19 protein-coding genes and 1 riboswitch are annotated in these 15463 nt (G+C 65.2%); of the genes, 13 read left to right on the plus strand and 6 right to left on the minus strand.

Annotated elements, in window-relative coordinates:
• Window positions 1-21 precede the first annotated feature (21 nt).
• A complete protein-coding gene (gene kdsB / locus KDK82_RS10990) occupies window positions 22-813 on the plus strand; it encodes a 3-deoxy-manno-octulosonate cytidylyltransferase (RefSeq protein ID WP_088164882.1) in 792 nt (263 codons plus the stop codon).
• A gap of 264 nt (window positions 814-1077) precedes the next feature.
• Complete coding sequence (gene adk / locus KDK82_RS10995; RefSeq protein ID WP_088164883.1) at window positions 1078-1734, plus strand: adenylate kinase; 657 nt, start codon at window positions 1078-1080, stop codon at window positions 1732-1734.
• A gap of 92 nt (window positions 1735-1826) precedes the next feature.
• Here adk and KDK82_RS11000 read toward each other — a convergent pair whose 3' ends face one another.
• On the minus strand, window positions 1827-2798 hold the full coding sequence (locus KDK82_RS11000) for an asparaginase (RefSeq protein WP_088164884.1): 972 nt from the start codon (window positions 2796-2798) through the stop codon (window positions 1827-1829).
• Window positions 2799-2896: 98 nt separating this feature from the next.
• On the opposite strand from KDK82_RS11000, the gene lexA reads away from it, so the two are divergent.
• From lexA to KDK82_RS11020, 5 genes are all read left to right on the plus strand, one after another.
• Window positions 2897-3571: a transcriptional repressor LexA gene (gene lexA / locus KDK82_RS11005; protein ID WP_012205399.1), complete on the plus strand. Its 675-nt coding sequence runs from the start codon at window positions 2897-2899 to the stop codon at window positions 3569-3571.
• Window positions 3572-3733: 162 nt separating this feature from the next.
• The gene (locus KDK82_RS11010) at window positions 3734-4156 is read left to right on the plus strand and encodes a hypothetical protein (RefSeq protein ID WP_088164885.1); all 423 of its coding nucleotides are present in this window, start codon (window positions 3734-3736) and stop codon (window positions 4154-4156) included.
• 27 nt (window positions 4157-4183) lie between these two features.
• Window positions 4184-4330 carry a hypothetical protein gene (locus KDK82_RS32745; RefSeq protein ID WP_179217886.1) on the plus strand — a complete coding sequence of 49 codons (147 nt, stop codon included), beginning with the start codon at window positions 4184-4186 and terminating at the stop codon, window positions 4328-4330.
• 80 nt (window positions 4331-4410) lie between these two features.
• Complete coding sequence (locus KDK82_RS11015; RefSeq protein ID WP_088164886.1) at window positions 4411-4887, plus strand: sigma-70 family RNA polymerase sigma factor; 477 nt, start codon at window positions 4411-4413, stop codon at window positions 4885-4887.
• Window positions 4888-4891: 4 nt separating this feature from the next.
• Window positions 4892-5863 carry a FecR domain-containing protein gene (locus tag KDK82_RS11020; RefSeq protein WP_088164887.1) on the plus strand — a complete coding sequence of 324 codons (972 nt, stop codon included), beginning with the start codon at window positions 4892-4894 and terminating at the stop codon, window positions 5861-5863.
• A 47-nt stretch (window positions 5864-5910) separates the two neighbouring features.
• Here KDK82_RS11020 and KDK82_RS11025 read toward each other — a convergent pair whose 3' ends face one another.
• Window positions 5911-6468 carry an ATP-binding protein gene (locus KDK82_RS11025; protein WP_088165492.1) on the minus strand — a complete coding sequence of 186 codons (558 nt, stop codon included), beginning with the start codon at window positions 6466-6468 and terminating at the stop codon, window positions 5911-5913.
• A 177-nt stretch (window positions 6469-6645) separates the two neighbouring features.
• Window positions 6646-7032 (minus strand): fluoride efflux transporter CrcB, encoded by a 387-nt coding sequence (gene crcB / locus KDK82_RS11030; RefSeq protein WP_088164888.1) that lies wholly within the window; start codon window positions 7030-7032, stop codon window positions 6646-6648.
• Window positions 7033-7113: 81 nt separating this feature from the next.
• A riboswitch (Fluoride riboswitch) is annotated at window positions 7114-7177 on the minus strand.
• A 113-nt stretch (window positions 7178-7290) separates the two neighbouring features.
• Between crcB and KDK82_RS11035 the strand changes: the two genes are divergently transcribed.
• From KDK82_RS11035 to KDK82_RS11050, 3 genes are all read left to right on the plus strand, one after another.
• Window positions 7291-7494, plus strand: coding sequence for a hypothetical protein (locus tag KDK82_RS11035; protein WP_071955643.1), 204 nt, complete (start codon window positions 7291-7293; stop codon window positions 7492-7494).
• A gap of 107 nt (window positions 7495-7601) precedes the next feature.
• A complete protein-coding gene (locus KDK82_RS11040) occupies window positions 7602-8132 on the plus strand; it encodes a DUF4124 domain-containing protein (protein ID WP_088165493.1) in 531 nt (176 codons plus the stop codon).
• A 632-nt stretch (window positions 8133-8764) separates the two neighbouring features.
• The gene (locus KDK82_RS11050) at window positions 8765-9781 is read left to right on the plus strand and encodes a D-2-hydroxyacid dehydrogenase family protein (RefSeq protein WP_034393098.1); all 1017 of its coding nucleotides are present in this window, start codon (window positions 8765-8767) and stop codon (window positions 9779-9781) included.
• Between the two features lie 46 nt (window positions 9782-9827).
• Here KDK82_RS11050 and KDK82_RS11055 read toward each other — a convergent pair whose 3' ends face one another.
• The 3 genes from KDK82_RS11055 to KDK82_RS11065 are packed head-to-tail and all read right to left on the minus strand — an operon-like array spanning window position 9828 to window position 12737.
• Window positions 9828-10679 (minus strand): hypothetical protein, encoded by an 852-nt coding sequence (locus KDK82_RS11055; protein ID WP_088164889.1) that lies wholly within the window; start codon window positions 10677-10679, stop codon window positions 9828-9830.
• Window positions 10680-10682: 3 nt separating this feature from the next.
• Window positions 10683-11114, minus strand: coding sequence for a DNA polymerase III subunit chi (locus tag KDK82_RS11060; RefSeq protein ID WP_012205376.1), 432 nt, complete (start codon window positions 11112-11114; stop codon window positions 10683-10685).
• 45 nt (window positions 11115-11159) lie between these two features.
• Window positions 11160-12737 (minus strand): leucyl aminopeptidase, encoded by a 1578-nt coding sequence (locus KDK82_RS11065; RefSeq protein ID WP_088164890.1) that lies wholly within the window; start codon window positions 12735-12737, stop codon window positions 11160-11162.
• A gap of 23 nt (window positions 12738-12760) precedes the next feature.
• On the opposite strand from KDK82_RS11065, the gene lptF reads away from it, so the two are divergent.
• Genes lptF through KDK82_RS11080 form a run of 3 tightly spaced genes read left to right on the plus strand, consistent with a single transcriptional unit; the run spans window position 12761 to window position 15421 of the window.
• The gene (gene lptF, locus KDK82_RS11070; protein ID WP_034393085.1) at window positions 12761-13888 is read left to right on the plus strand and encodes an LPS export ABC transporter permease LptF; all 1128 of its coding nucleotides are present in this window, start codon (window positions 12761-12763) and stop codon (window positions 13886-13888) included.
• Window positions 13888-14997 (plus strand): LPS export ABC transporter permease LptG, encoded by a 1110-nt coding sequence (gene lptG, locus KDK82_RS11075; RefSeq protein ID WP_088164891.1) that lies wholly within the window; start codon window positions 13888-13890, stop codon window positions 14995-14997. The genes lptF and lptG overlap by 1 nt, the downstream gene beginning before the upstream one ends.
• Window positions 14998-15007: 10 nt before the next feature.
• Window positions 15008-15421: a sirohydrochlorin chelatase gene (locus KDK82_RS11080; RefSeq protein ID WP_088164892.1), complete on the plus strand. Its 414-nt coding sequence runs from the start codon at window positions 15008-15010 to the stop codon at window positions 15419-15421.
• Window positions 15422-15463 lie beyond the last annotated feature (42 nt).

Consider the following 15463-nt stretch of genomic DNA (forward strand, 5'->3'; position numbering starts at 1 on the left):
CGACCTTCTCCGCAACGCACCATGCCCACCGCGCCCTTCACGGTTCTGATTCCTGCCCGCCTTGCCTCCAGCCGCCTGCCAGGCAAGCCCCTCGCAGACATTGCAGGCCTTCCCATGGTCGTGCGCGTGGCACAGCGTGCCGGCCTCAGCGGCGCCACGCGCTGCGTGGTCGCGGCCGATGACGAAAGCATCGTCGCCGCCTGCGCCGCGCACGGCGTTGCGGCCGTGCTCACCCGCAGCGACCACGCCAGCGGCAGCGACCGCCTGGCCGAGGCCTGCGAACTGCTGGGCCTGGATGGCGACGACATCGTCGTCAACGTCCAGGGCGACGAACCGTTGATCGCTCCCGACCTCATCGATGCCGTGGCTGCCCTGCTGCCGCTGCGGCCCTCGGCCAGCATGGGCACGGCGGCACATGCCATCGACAGCCTGGCCGACTTCACCAACCCGAACGTGGTCAAGGTCGTCTGCGATGCCCAGGGCATGGCCCACTATTTCAGCCGCGCACCCATCCCCTTTGCGCGTGAACATGCAGGCCAGGCATGGTGGGAGACGGCATCTGCAGCGGCAGCACCGGGCCACCCCGGCTTCGCGCCACTGCGCCACATCGGCATTTACAGCTACCGTGCCGGTTTCCTGCGCAGCTTCCCGCAGCTTTCTCCCGCCCCTACCGAGGTGCTGGAGGCGCTGGAACAGTTGCGTGCGCTGTGGCACGGCCACCGCATCGCCGTCCACCTGACGCCCCATGCACCTGGCCCCGGCGTGGACACCCCCGAAGACCTGGAGCGGGTGCGCGCCCGGTTGTCCGCCTGAATCCGATCCCGCATACGCCAATACAGATGCGCCAATGGCGATGCCCGGCATCGCCATTCACAACACAACTGCACATGCGGTTTTGTCGGACAGCAAAACGCAGTTTTTGGAGATTGCACAGGCGACAGTTTTGCCCTCTGCGTGTAAGCCAGTGTTAGCCCTGTGCGTGCTATCCTTGCCCGCGACAAAAATATGACGCATGGACTGTCCGCCCCGGTGGGCCGATCCGGCAGACAAGAATTTCTACTCTCCTCAAGGACTTCCATGAAACTGATTTTGTTGGGCGCACCCGGCGCCGGCAAAGGCACGCAAGCCGCTTTCATCTGCCAGAAGTACGGCATCCCCCAGATTTCCACCGGTGACATGCTGCGTGCCGCCGTCAAGGCCGGAACGCCCCTGGGCCAGCAGGCCAAGGCCGTGATGGACGCCGGCCAACTGGTCAGCGACGACCTGATCATCAATCTGGTCAAGGAACGCATCGCCCAGGCCGATTGCGCCAACGGCTTCCTGTTTGATGGATTTCCCCGCACCATTCCCCAGGCAGACGCCATGAAGGCCGCTGGCGTAAAGCTGGACTACGTGCTGGAGATCGATGTGCCCTTCGACGCCATCATCGAGCGCATGAGCGGCCGCCGTTCCCACCCCGCCTCGGGCCGCACCTACCACGTCAAGTTCAATCCGCCCAAGATCGAAGGCCAGGACGACGTGACCGGCGAGCCGCTGGTGCAGCGCGAAGACGACAAGGAAGAAACCGTCAAGAAGCGCCTGGACGTCTACAGCAGCCAGACCCGCCCCCTGGTGGACTACTACCGCGCATGGGCCGAAAAGGAAGCCGCAGCGGCGCCCAAGTACCGCGCCATCAGCGGCCTGGGCTCGGTCGAGGACATCACCCAACGCGCATTGGCTGCACTGGCTGAGTGATGCAGGCCATGTGCCACAACGAAAAAAGCACCCGCAGGGTGCTTTTTTGTTGACCGCCAGCAACTGAAGAAATGCCGGTGTCGCCGCCCGGCTCAATCGCGCGGCTGCGCTGCTAGCGCCAGCATCATCGCAATCCGGGCCTTTGCCACGGGCAGCTGCGCCAGATCGGCCTCTGCCGGGTTGGTCCCAAGGCCGGAGGCCACGGGCAGGCCTTCGGCACAGCGCGTGCCCCGCCAGATCCAGACGCCCTTGTCACGGGCACGCTGCAAGGCCGCTTCCATGCCTTCGTGAACCGTCGCATTGCCCGTGCCAGCCACGACGATGCCACGCACGCCTGCCGCCACCAGCGCATTCACGCCGCTGGCACGCGCCAAGGCGCCACTGAACACCACCTCGACCCAGGGCAGCTCATCCAGCGCCAGCAGATCAGATGACATGGCCGCAGGCACCATGGTCCGCGCGGACGGCGCATCGGGCACCAGCCAGCGCACACGCCCTTCCTCCACCAACGCCTGCGGCCCGCCTTCCACGGAGCGCATTGCCTGCAGCCGGTAGGGATGGACCTTCTGCACCTGGTCTGCCGCATGCACCTCGCCGCCTGCCACCACCCATACGCCGCTGCGCCCGCCGCTGGCAGCCAGGCTCACGGCATCGCGCAGATTCTGCGGCCCGTCGGCCAACAGGGCCGTGGCCGGGCGCATGGCGCAGGTCAGCACAATGGGCTTGGTGGCCGGCAGCAGGCTGTGCAGCAGCCAGGCCGTCTCTTCCAGCGTGTCCGTTCCATGCGTGATCACCACGGCGCGTGTGTCCGCATCCTCCAGCGCCTGCGTGCAGGCGCGCAGCAACGCGCGCCACACGGGCCAGTCCATATCCTTGCTGTCCACCTGCGCGATCTGCTGCGTCTGCACGGGTCCCAGCGCCTGCTGCTCCAGGTCCGGCACGGCCTCCAGCAGCGACTGCACCGTGATCTGCCCGGCCTTGTACCCCACGCCCTGCGACTGCGAATCCGCCCGGCCGGCGATGGTCCCGCCCGTGCCCAGAATCACCAACTTTGACTGCCCCACTTGCACCTCTTGGAAAACTGGTTAAAAATACAGATACTGTATAAATCATCAGATGGCCTCCCAGCCTGCCATCTGCCCTCAAGGACCGGACGCACGCCATGCTCGACCATCCCAAGCTCACCGCCCGCCAGCAACAGATCCTGGACCTGATCCAGGCCGCCATCTCCCGCACGGGCGCGCCTCCCACACGCGCGGAAATCGCCAACACGCTGGGCTTCAAGTCCGCCAACGCTGCCGAGGAACACCTGCAGGCCCTGGCCCGCAAAGGTGTGATCGAACTGGTCAGCGGCACCTCGCGCGGCATTCGCCTGCGTACCGACACCGTGCGCAACATCAATGCCGCGCGCGGCACCAGCTTCGGACTGCCGCTGTCGGCCCTGGCACCGCTGATGCTGCCCCTGGTGGGCCGCGTTGCGGCGGGCTCGCCCATTCTCGCCCAGGAACATATCGACCAAACCTATTCCGTCGAGCCCAGCCTGTTCCAGACGCGCCCCGACTATCTGCTGCGCGTGCGTGGCATGTCCATGCGCGACGCGGGCATCATGGACGGCGACCTGCTGGCCGTGCAGTCCGCACACGAAGCCCGCAACGGCCAGATCGTCGTGGCGCGCCTGGGTGATGAAGTCACCGTCAAGCGCCTGCGCCGCACCACGCAGGGCGTGGAACTTCTGCCGGAAAACCCCGATTACCCGGTGATTCGCGTCGCCCCCGAAGAGGCCTTTGCCATTGAAGGCCTGGCCGTGGGGCTGATCCGCAACAGCATGTCCATGTAAGCCGGACTGGCGGCCCTTCTCAGGCCGCCTCACCCCATTTCACGCACCGCCCAGGTGGTAGGCGCGAAGCCTTGGAGCTTCGCCCTGGGCGGAGCTTTGCCCGCAAACCGCAATCCTGCCTGTGTCCATGCCTCTTTGAAACACGCCAACAGGAGTCGTCACATGGGATTCGCTCTGCCAACACTGTCTTCTTTTTCCTTCCTGCGCCTGGCACATGGCATCCGCCTGACTGCGACCGCCATGGAGTCGGCCATGCCACTTGCACAAGCCCCTGCGTGCCAGCCATTACCTGCTGCAGCACCCGAGTCCGCCAACGTGATCTCTTTCAGCAAGGCACGCCGGCGCAGCCAGCAGCGCCGCGGCAAGGCCGCACGCGCTGCAGACCATGGAGATGCCCAGCTGATCCTGCCCTTGCTGCCGACGCAGCCCGCCCTGCAATCCGCACCTGAGCAGCCTTCAGGCCTGCGCATCATCCAGCGGTCGCCGCAGGAGCAGCCGGAATGCCTGTTCATCTCCGGGCGCATGGCCGATGTCTGCGCTGCGCTGGAGCGCATGGAGGCGCATGGCGGACCGGCAGCCAACTGAGGCCCGATGCAAGGTGTGCGACACACCTTGCACGACACAAACCTGGGCGGCGCGGACCGCGTGCCGCACGAGGAATCGGCCTGCGCAAAGCTGCTGCAGGCTGGCGGCCACCACTACCCTGTAGCGCACATGCAACAAGTGGACGCCCTCTTTGCGGGAGGGGCGCAGGCCTGAAAGATAATTGATAAGCATTCTTATTATCTTTTGCAGCAGCGATTGCCACTGCGCCCGCCTCCTCCGCCCCAGCCTTCTCCGTGCACAGCCTCTACCAGAATCACCATCCCTGGCTGGAAAGCCTGTTGCGCAAACGCCTGGGAAACCGTGACGATGCCGCCGACCTGGCCCAGGACACCTTTGTGCGCCTGCTGCGCTCGCCCCTGCCGCAGCAGGACATCCGCGAACCCAGGCGCTACTTGGCCACCATCGCCCGGGGCCTGGTCGCCGACCTGTTTCGCCGCCGCACGCTGGAGCAGTCCTATCTGGACTATCTGGCCCAGTTGCCACAATCACTGGCGCCTTCGCCCGAAGAGCAGGCCATCGTCCAGCAGACCCTGCTGGATGTGGACCGCATGCTCCAAAGCCTTCCTCCCAAGGTTCGCGAAGCCTTCGTGCTGGCCCAGTTCGAGGAACTGAGCTACCCAGAGATCGCCCAGCGCCTGGGTGTATCGCTGCGCACCGTCAGCAACTACCTGACCCGGGCGATGGAGCATTGCTGCCTGGTCCTGGCATAGCCACATGGGCGAGAGACATCTGGAAGGCAACGACCGCCGCGCCTTGCATGAGGCCGCCGCCTGGCACGTGAAACTGCGCGGCGCCTCTGCCACAGCAGGCCTGCAACAGGACTGGCAGAAATGGCATGAGGCCGATCCCGCCCACCAGCGCGCCTGGCTGCGCGTGCAATCCGTCACCGCGCAACTGTCGCATCTGCCCGCACCACTGGCGCGCCAGGCGCTGGGCCGTCGCACCTCGCCCACCCGCCGCTCCGTGGTGCGCGGCGTGGCTCTGGGCCTGGGCAGCGGCGCCATGGCCTGGATGGCCTGGAAAGGCGCACCACTGGAAAGCTGGCAGGCCGGGCAGCGCACAGCCACGGGCGAGCGCCGGGATCTAAAGCTACCCGACGGCTCCCTGGTGGCCCTGGATACGGCAACCGCCTTGGACACCGTTTTTGACGACCGCCAGCGCCTGCTGCGCCTGCACCGTGGCCGCATCCTCGTCGCCACCGAGCCCGACGCGCTGGGCCGCCCCTTCAGCGTGCAGACCCCGCAAGGCCACGTACTGGCCCTGGGCACGCGCTTCACGGTTCATCTCGCGGACGATGGCCTGTGCCATGTCACCGTGCAGGAAAAGGCCGTGCGCCTGCAGCCTCTGGACAGCGATGCACCCTCCGCGCAATTGCAGGCCGGACAGCAGGCCGCCTTCTCGTCCAGCGCCACCCAGCCGCCCACGTCCGCAGACCCCTTTGCAGCCAGCTGGCATGAAGGCGGCCTGGTCGCACTGGACATGCCGTTGGGCCAGCTGATTGACGCCCTTGCCCGCTACCGGCCCGGCTACCTGGGCTGCTCGGCCGAGGTCGCCGGGATGCTTGTCTCGGGCGCCTTTCCCGTGGATGACACGGATCGCGCCCTGGCCGCGCTCGTCAGCCGCTTTCCTCTGCAACTGCGCACCCGCACCCGCTATTGGGTGGAGGTGCAAGCGCGATCAAGCTGAGATGATGGGATGAGGCCGTGGCGAAGTCTCTCGTCCAAACCAGCACTTCAGAGCGGCGCATACGGGTGATGCACCACGTCGAAGCCCTCCTCGTCGGAGGGCGCGACAAAGTAGCTCGTGATCAGGTCGAATTGCTCATCGCTGGCCTGAAACGGATGCTCGCCTGCCGCATTGCGCACACGCAAGCGCTGCTTGCAGACCTCGTCAGGCACATCCAGAAAATGCAGGCGGTGCGAGGCGCCCACTTTCTCGAACACGCTGCGCGCCCAGCCCCGCCCCTCCAGGGTATTGGCCGGAAAATCCAGCACCACCGACACGCCAGCGTCCAGCAGCGCCTGTACATGCGCCCCCATCAACCCCTTGAGCCGCGTGCTGCAACGCACGTAATCGGCCACCGACTGCATCTCGCCGGGGTACAGGCCGGCCAGCCAGGAATCCTCGCTGACCAACACCGTTCCGGGCCCGGCCGCCAATTGCCGTGCCAGCGTTGACTTGCCCGAGCCGATCTTGCAGCAGACCATGTGCAGCGTGGCAAGCCGCGCGTTGGCGGCAGGGTCATCGGCATATTCTGCGCAACGGGGCCGGGACTGTTCGGAAACCTGCATATCCATCTCCTGAAAGGCTTGAGAAAACCCCGGAGACAGAATGAAAAACCCGCCTCCTCTGGGCGGGTTGCATGGCGCTGAAGGCCGCTGGCTAACCCACCATCCAATGGATGGTGCGAATAATCTGCGTTGCGTTCCGGCGGGCCATGGCGCACAGCATAGCGCAATCACGGTGTCTCAATGGGCCACCATGCGCACCAGCCCCAACCCTGCAAACAGCGCAGCCACGCCCAGCACCAGCGAGCCCAGCGCATACAGCACGGAGGCCAGCCAGTCGCCACGCTCATACAGCATGCCGACCTCCAGCGCGTACGTCGAAAACGTGGTGAAGCCACCCAGAATGCCAGTGGTGATGAACAGCCGCGCACTCTGCGGCAGCGATGTCTTGAGCGCAAACCACTCCACCACCACCCCCATCACGAAGGCACCCAGCACATTGATCGCCAACGTACCCAGTGGATACGCACCGCCCACCAGCCGCAGTGCGAGCAAGTTCGCGCCATGCCGGAGCGCAGACCCCAGGCCGCCTCCAACGAACACCAGAATGAAACCGTAGAACCCCATGACCGTCCTTTCATCGAATAACCGGGACGGGCGTGCCGGGCAAGATCAAGACATGGCCCCGCCACCGGCAGGACCCATCCCACCAAGGCAGGAGCCATCAGCCCTTCGCAGGGCGGTTTCGGGAAGCTCCATTCCCATCGTGCAGCGAGTGCTGGCTGCGGGGGCGAGTTTACTCTGGACCTGGCAAGCGGCAGAGGTGTGAGATTGCGTTGCAGACGCTGGCCGTACCCTCCAAATGACCAGCGGCACAATGCAACAATGAAATTCATCGTGCTCCTGATCATTGCAGCGGCCTTGCTGTACGGCACAGCAAGGCTTTCCAACATTCACATCGGTGAGCGCGCCGCAGGCGGCCATGACGGCACACCGACCACAGCACAAGAACGTTTCAGGCAAGCCGAGAAGGAGGCTCAGGAGACCGCTGAAGCAGCCCGCCGCGCTGCCCTGCGGGACGCAGAGTGAAGCGGGCCATTCAAACCAAGACGAAAGTTGCCGGGCATGCGGGTCAAAGGACTATTCTTCGTCTGTAATTCGGATCCGATCAGGCCCATCAATTCATCGATATGCATATGCGACTCTTGACCACAGCAATCTTTACAGCACTTTTCGCATTGCCTGCCGCAGCCCAGGTCTTTCAATGCAAGGATGCTTCTGGAAAGTCGACTTTCTCAGACAGTCCTTGCAGCAGCAATGACACTGGAGCTCTGATACAGCGCAAAAAATCGGACGATGAGATCTCCCGTGAGCGGGCTGATGCAGCACAGGCGAATGAACAAAAGTATCAGCGCCAGCTGAACGAAATGCAGCAGCGCCAGATCGAGAGCCAGCAGCGTATCATCGAGCAGCAAGCCCGCCAGACAACTGCTCCTGCGCCCGAGCAGCTCGGCGCGTCCCTTCAGTGCAAGCAGGCGCGCAAGGAGCTGGAATTCGTCTCCAGCATTCGCACCATTTCCCAAGACGAAAAACGGATGCGGACCAATGCCGCGATCACGGGTGTCAATGCTGCATGCGGCTCAAATACGCCCCTGATGCAGGAGCCGCCGAAGGTGATTGTGACACCGGGAGTACCCCACTCCATTCAGCAACCAGTTTCTCAATGAGAACCAGGCACGGAACTGCCAGATATCGAGCGCAATCATGACTCCTCTCGCGCCACTCAGCAGCGGGGGAACATGTTCAGGCATTCTCCCAATGCCACACAGCCTCTTCAGACCGCCGCCAACCGGTCTTCACCGACTTCACAACAGGCGGCCATCCACCAAGCCTTCTCGACATCGTCGTCGCCAAGACGTTCCAGTGTGTAAGCCACTGATACGGTTGCGCGGAGCCGACCTTGGCCTGCCTGCCTGCGTTCGTTGGATAAGCCACGGGGCGAGCGGAGCAAGATGCAGCTTGCCATTCAGAAGCAGCCTGTGCGGCTGGCATGGTGGGCCAACGGCCGCACTTCGCCGGCTTGAGCCTTTGCATCTGCGAGGCTTCTGTAACGACAGGTCCAAGATTTGGTACTGACCGAAGCCTCCAGCCTCAGGTTGGGACAAGCTTGAACGACAATGTGTTCGCCGGGCTTCAGGGCCTTGGCTGCGCGAGCGTCGTAGAACCTTCAAGCAGCCCAGCTCAGGCAAGTGCCGACGATGCCGAAGACAGAGCGCAACGACAGATTAAAGTGTCTGCCGACAACATCTTGCGCGGCAAACCAGAGATAAATCAAAGGCTTATGACGGATTCACAGGCAATGAACATCATCATTCTTGACGACTACCAGGACGCCGTGCGAAAGCTGGACTGTGCTCGTCTGCTGGAGCCCTTCAACGCCAAGGTCTTCACCAATACCGTCAAGGGCGTTGGCCAGCTGTCGGTGCGGTTGCGCGATGCGGACATCATCGTGCTGACCCGCGAGCGCACGCAGATCAGCCGGCAGCTGCTGGAAAAGCTTCCGCGCCTGAAGCTGATTGCGCAGACCGGCAAGGCCGGCGCTCATATCGATGTGCAGGCCTGTACCGACCAAGGCGTTGCGATTGCCGAGGGCGTGGGCTCGCCCATTGCACCGGCAGAGCTGACCTGGTCGCTGATCATGGCGGCCACGCGGCGGCTGCCGCAGTACATCGCCAACCTCAAGCACGGCGCCTGGCAGCAATCGGGCTTCAAGGCTGCGTCCATGCCTGCGAATTTCGGACTGGGCAGCGTGTTGCACGGGCGCACGCTGGGCATCTGGGGCTACGGCCGCATTGGACGGCTGGTCGCGCACTACGGCCATGCCTTCGGCATGCAGGTTCTGGTCTGGGGCAGCGAAAGCTCGCGCCAGAAGGCGCAGGCCGATGGCTTTACGGCGGCGGAATCGCGCGAGGCTTTCTTTACCGAATCCGACGTGCTGTCCATGCATCTGCGACTGCATGAGGCCACACGCGGCATCGTCACGGCGCAGGATCTGGCACGCATGAAGCCTACCGCCCTGTTCGTGAACACCTCGCGCGCGGAGCTGGTGGAGGCCGATGCCCTGCTGGGTGCGCTCAACCGAGGCCGGCCGGGCCTGGCGGCCGTGGACGTGTTCGAGAGCGAGCCCATTCTCCAGGGCCATGCGCTGCTGCGGCTGGAGAACTGCATCTGCACGCCGCACATCGGCTACGTGGAGCAGGACAGCTACGAGCTGTACTTTCGCGCTGCCTTCGACAATGTGGTGAACTTCGTTGCGGGGCAGCCCAGCAACATCCTCAATCCCGAGGTGTTCTCAGGCCCGGCCCGCGCAGGCTGACGACCGGATCAGGCGGGGGCTTGCGCCACCCGCCCTTGCCCTGCACTCAACGGCCGCCCTGGCCGGAGTCGCCACGTGCGGCCGTGGCGCGAAAGGCCAGTTCATCGGCCACCGCCTCATAGACAGCCTGGCGCACGACGGATTCCACCTCCTCGCGCAGACGCACGACGATGGACCGTGTCTGCTGCTGAACCACGGTGGCAATGGCGTCGCGCAGGCGCTGGTCCAGCACCAGGTCCACACGCTGCATGAGGCGATGGACCAGATATTCCTCGGTGACCTGCTGCGCATGACTGTCCCAGATGGACTCCATGGTGGGGGCGGCCGGCATGGCGGGGGAAGCCGGCGTCGGCGCGGCAGCCGCCTCTGCCACGACAGCCTGCACCACCGGGACCACCAGGTCGGCAGGGACCACTTCCCCGACCGGTGCCGCGTCGCCCGCTGAAGCCACATCTGCCGCACCTGCCGCACCTGCCGCACCTGCCGCACCTGCCGCATCAGTCACATCAGCCATTTCGGCCAGACGGCTTTCCTGGGCCAATTGCATTTCCACGGACGGGGCGCTGGGCGGCTGATAGTCCGAGAGCACAGGCTGCATTGCAGGTGTCGGGATTTCCTCAGGTGCATCCTGCTCGGTGACCATGGGCCGCTGGGGCTCCAGGTCCTGCGGCAGCGGCGGCAGGGACGCAGGCAGGGTGACCACGCCACGCCGAGGCGCCAGCATGCCTTCGCTGGCCCAGGGCGTCGCTTCGTCCGTCAGCGGCAGTTCGGACACGGGGGGTGCCAGGGGTGCCGGGGGTTCGACCGCCTGAACCGGTGCCTGCACCGCATCCACCGCAACGACATCGGTGAGCGTGGGAACAAAGCGCGGTGGGGTTTTGGAGGGAGGAGCGCTCATGGCTTACTCCTTGAGGACCAGGTCATGGCGCTTGATGGAAATACCCTGGGCCGCATAGTGCTTCCAGCGCTGCCGGGCCAGGTGGCGGTCTTCCTCGTCGGTGGCGGAAACCACTTCGACGACACGCGCAAAGCGCTCGAACCCTTCGGGCACTTCGCCGCCCAGGTTGACCAGCATGTCGTGGTGCGGCGCGCCGTCCAGCCGCTCCAGCAGAACGATGGGCGAGAAGGCCATGATGTCTGCCCCATCGCCTTCGCCCGCATGGGCCAGGAAGTCGGTGGGCGAGACACTCCACAGCCTGGGCGACAAGGCCTTGAGCAGCGGCGGCGACCCCAGCACCACCAGTTGCGTGCGGTGCCTGAGCGCCTTGCGCGCCAGGCGGCAGACATAGGCCAGCTTGTCGGGCGCGTTGAAATGGAACGCCACTTCAGTCAAGCGATGCTCCCTTCAAACAGGCCCGGGCCGACGGGGACGATGCGCTCATGCCTGCTCCGGCTGAGCTGCAACTGCAGCCTTGCGGCGGCTGGCAGATCCTGCCTTGGGTGGCACCGGCTTCTTGGGTGCAGCAGCTTTATGGGGTGCAGCAGCCTTGGCCTGCGCCTTGCCAGCATCGATGCCGGCCAGCAGATAGTGCAGCAGCAGGCCCACGGGGCGGCCTGTACCGCCCTTGGCGGCGCCGCTCTTCCAGGCCGTTCCGGCGATGTCCAGGTGCGCCCAGGGAATGTCGCCCACAAAGCGCTGCAGGAACTTGGCTGCCGTGACTGCGCCACCCGCGCGGCCAGCCACATTGCCCATGTCGGCGAAATTGCTCTTGAGGCCTTCGCCGTACTCCTCGTCCAGCGGCATGCGCCAGCAGGGGTCAAGTGCTGCATCGCCGGCCTGCTCCAGCGCGCGGGCCAGTTCGTCGCTGGGCGAGAACATGCCGCTGCGCAGCCCGCCCAGGGCGATGACGCAGGCGCCGGTCAGCGTGGCGATGTCCACCATGGCGCGGGGCTTGAAGCGGGCGGCGTAGGTCAGCGCATCGCAGAGCACGAGACGGCCTTCGGCATCGGTGTTGAGGATTTCTATGGTCTGGCCGCTCATGCTGGTGACCACGTCGCCCGGCTTGACGGCAGCGCCGCCGGGCATGTTCTCGGACGCCGGAATGAGGCCTACGACATTGACGCCCGGCTGCAGCCGGGCCAGCGCATGGAACACGCCCAGCACGCTGGCAGCGCCGCCCATGTCGAACTTCATCTCGTCCATTTCAGCAGCAGGCTTGAGCGAGATGCCGCCGGTATCGAAAGTGATGCCCTTGCCGACCAGCACCACGGGCGCGGCACCCTTGGCGCCGCCGTTGTAGTGCAGTTCGATGAAGCGCAGCGGCTGCTCCGATCCTTGGGCCACGGCCATGAAAGCGCCCATGCCGAGCTTGGAGACTTCAGCGGGACCGTGGATCTTGCAGCTGATGCCGGGCAGCTTGGCCAGGGCGCGGGCCGCGTCAGCCAGCAAGGTGGGCGTGGCGTGGTTGGCGGGGCGATTGGCCCATTCGCGTGCCAGGGTCATGCCTTCGGCCTGGGCCACGGCGGTCTTGAAAGCGTCGGCAACGCCATTCTTGTCGCCCGCCTTGACGGCTGCGGCAATCACCAGCTTCTTGAGCGCCACGGGCTTGGCCTGCGGCTTGGTGTGGGTATAGCTGTAGCAGGCATCGGCCGCCGCCAGAACGGCGGCAGCAACGGCAGGACCTGCCGCATCGAAGCCAAAGCACAGCAAGGCCTTGCCAACACCGGTCGCCTTGAGCGCGGCACCTGCGCCGGCCACGGCCTGGCGCACTTCCCGTGCCGAGCCGTTGCCCGCACCCAGCAGCACGACGCGGCGTGCGGCAACGGCTGGCAGGCCGTACAGTGCCAGCTGTTTGCCGGCTGCCGTTTCGAAATCTCCGGCCTTGACCGCGTGTGCGACCAGAGTGGACAGCGCGTCGCTGCCCGTGACCGTGGCTTCGGTCACCAGCACCAACAACAGGTCACACTTTTCACGTACTGCTGCGGCAGTCGTCAACGGCTTCAGTTCAAAGTTCATAATCGGCGTTTTCCTTTCAGCCAATGTTATTCGATTCATCCATACGCAAAGAGCTGGCCCGCAGCTTCGGTGCCACGGTCGTGGTGCTGATCACGGTCGTCATGACCATGATGCTGATCCGCACGCTGGGCCAGGCTTACAAGGGCAATGTCAGCCCTTCCGACGTTCTGCTGGTCATGGGCTATACGGTGCTTGGCCAGTTGCCCACGATTTTGGGCCTGGGGCTTTTCGTGGCCGTGGTCGGCTCGCTGTCGCGCATGTACCGCGACAGCGAGATGGTGATCTGGTTCGCCGCAGGCCAGGGGCTGGCCAGCCTGCTGCGCCCGCTGCTGCGCTTTGCCTGGCCGGTGCTGGCCGTGATCGCCGTGCTGGGCCTGGGCATCCTGCCCTGGGCCAATCAGCAGATCGAGCAGATCAAGACCCAGTTCGAGCAACGCAGCGACATCGACCGCATCGCTCCCGGCGAGTTCCAGGAGTCTGCCGGCGGCTCGCGCGTGTTCTTCATCGACAAGGACGTGCCCAGCGCCACCGCTGCCAACAATGTGTTCATCGTGGCCAATGAGCGCGGGCGCGAGTCCGTGACCTCGGCGCGCGGGGCGCGGCTGGAAGTGGTCAAGGGCGAACGCATGGCCGTGCTGACCGACGGCCAGCGCATGGAAACGCAGACCAGCGACGGCTCGGTGAAGATCAGCGAGTTCAAGGAATACGGCACGCAGCTCGGCGGCGGCAACAATCTGGCCGCTGCCGAGGAAATGGCCGCTCGCAGCACCTACACGCATGAGCTGCTGCCGCGCACCGAACCCATCTACCGCGCCGAGTTGGGCTGGCGCATAGGCCTGCCGCTGGCGGCGCTGAACTTCGTGATCCTGGGCCTGGCCGTGGCCAGCGTGAACCCACGCGCTGGTGGCAGCGGCAGCCTCATGCTCGCGCTGTTCGCCTTCATCGTGTACTACAACCTGATGACGCTGGGCGAGAACTGGGTGGCCTCGGGCAAGCTGAGCATGCCCGCCATGACGGCCCTGCTGCACGGTGGAACATTGCTGCTGGCACTGCTGGTGCTGCTGGTGCGGCACAAGCGCTGGTCGCCGCGCGACCTGTGGCGCAGGCCCTGCAAGCCGGCTGCCCTGGACGACGCAAAGGCGGTGCCCTGATGAGAGTTCTGAGAAACCTGCTGTACCGCGACATCATCGCGGCCGTCAGCTATGTGACGCTGGCCTTCCTGGCTCTGTTCTTCTTCTTCGATCTGGTCGATGAGCTGCGCTGGGTCGGGCGCGGCGGCGACAACGGCTACCAGATCACGCACGCCCTGCTCTTCGTGGTGCTGCGCATCCCTAGCCACTTGTACGAGCTGATGCCCATCACCGTGCTGATCGGCACCATCTACGTGATGGCGCGCTTTGCCCAGAGCTCGGAATTCACCATCATGCGCACCAGCGGCATGGGCCCCTGGCTGGCGCTGCGCACGCTGATGGTGCTGGGCCTGGGTTTTGTGCTGGCCACCTTCGGCACGGGCGACTACCTGGCGCCGGCGGCCGAGAACGCGGGCCAGAACATCCGCGCCATCCACCTGGCCCAGCTGTCGCGCGGCGCCACGGGTGCCTGGCTCAAGGAACGCCAGGGCGATCACTCCATCGCCATCAACGTGCGCGCCATCCGCGGGCCCGGCGATTTCTCCAATGTGCGCATCTTCGACTTTGACGGCCAGGGCCGCATCTCGGCCCAGATCCATGCGCAGGCGGCGCAGGTCAGCGAGGATGGCGAATCCTGGACGCTCCAGGGCGTTGAGGCCAGCCGCCTGAAGGCCAAGGCCGACGGAGGCATGGTGCTGCTGCGCGAGAAGGAGGACAGCCTGGTCTGGAAGACCGGCATCAGCGCCGAAATGGTCACGGCCGCGCTGCTCAAGCCCGACCGCATGTCCACCATTTCGCTGTTTCAGTACGTGCGCCACCTGGAGGCCAACGGCCAGGCCGCGCAGAAGTACGAGATCGAGTTCTGGCGCAAGGTCTTCTACCCCATGAGCTGCCTGGTGATGGTGGTGCTGGCCCTGCCCTTTGCCTATCTGCATTTCCGCTCGGGCGGCATCGCGGCCTATGTGTTCGGCGGCGTCATGGCCGGCATCAGCTTCTTCCTGTTGAACAACGTGTTCGGCTACATCGGCACGCTGCAGACCTGGTCGCCCTGGCTGACCGCTGCAGCGCCGGGCCTGCTCTACAGCCTTCTTTCCTTGACCGCGTTCACCTGGCTGGTGCTGCGCCGCTAGATCCGTTGCCATGCAAAACGACACAACAGCGGCCGGCATTGCCGGCCTGATCCTGCTGGCCCACGGCTCCCGCGACGCCCTGTGGCGCCAGCCCATCGAGGCCGTGCTCGGCGCCGTCCGGCAAACGCGGCCCCACGGCCTGGCTGCATGCGCCTACCTGGAAGCCTGTGCGCCCGACCTGCCCACCGCCGCGCGCGGGCTGATCGAGGCGGGCGCGACGCACATCACCGTGCTGCCCCTGTTCCTGGGCACGGGCAAGCATGCGCGCGAGGACATCCCCAAGCTGGTGCAGGAGATCCGCGACACCCACCCACAGGTGACCGTGGAACTGGAGCCGGCCGTGGGCGAGCATCCACGTGTCACGGCCCTGTTGGCAGAGCTGGCGTTGGCGGCCATGGAGCCTTCCGGCAGGTCAGGAAGCTGAAATAACGAATCGCTTCTTTATATAAATGCAGCATAATGGCGC

The sequence above is a fragment of the Delftia sp. K82 genome, from assembly GCF_002193035.1.
Lineage (GTDB): Bacteria > Pseudomonadota > Gammaproteobacteria > Burkholderiales > Burkholderiaceae_C > Comamonas > Comamonas acidovorans.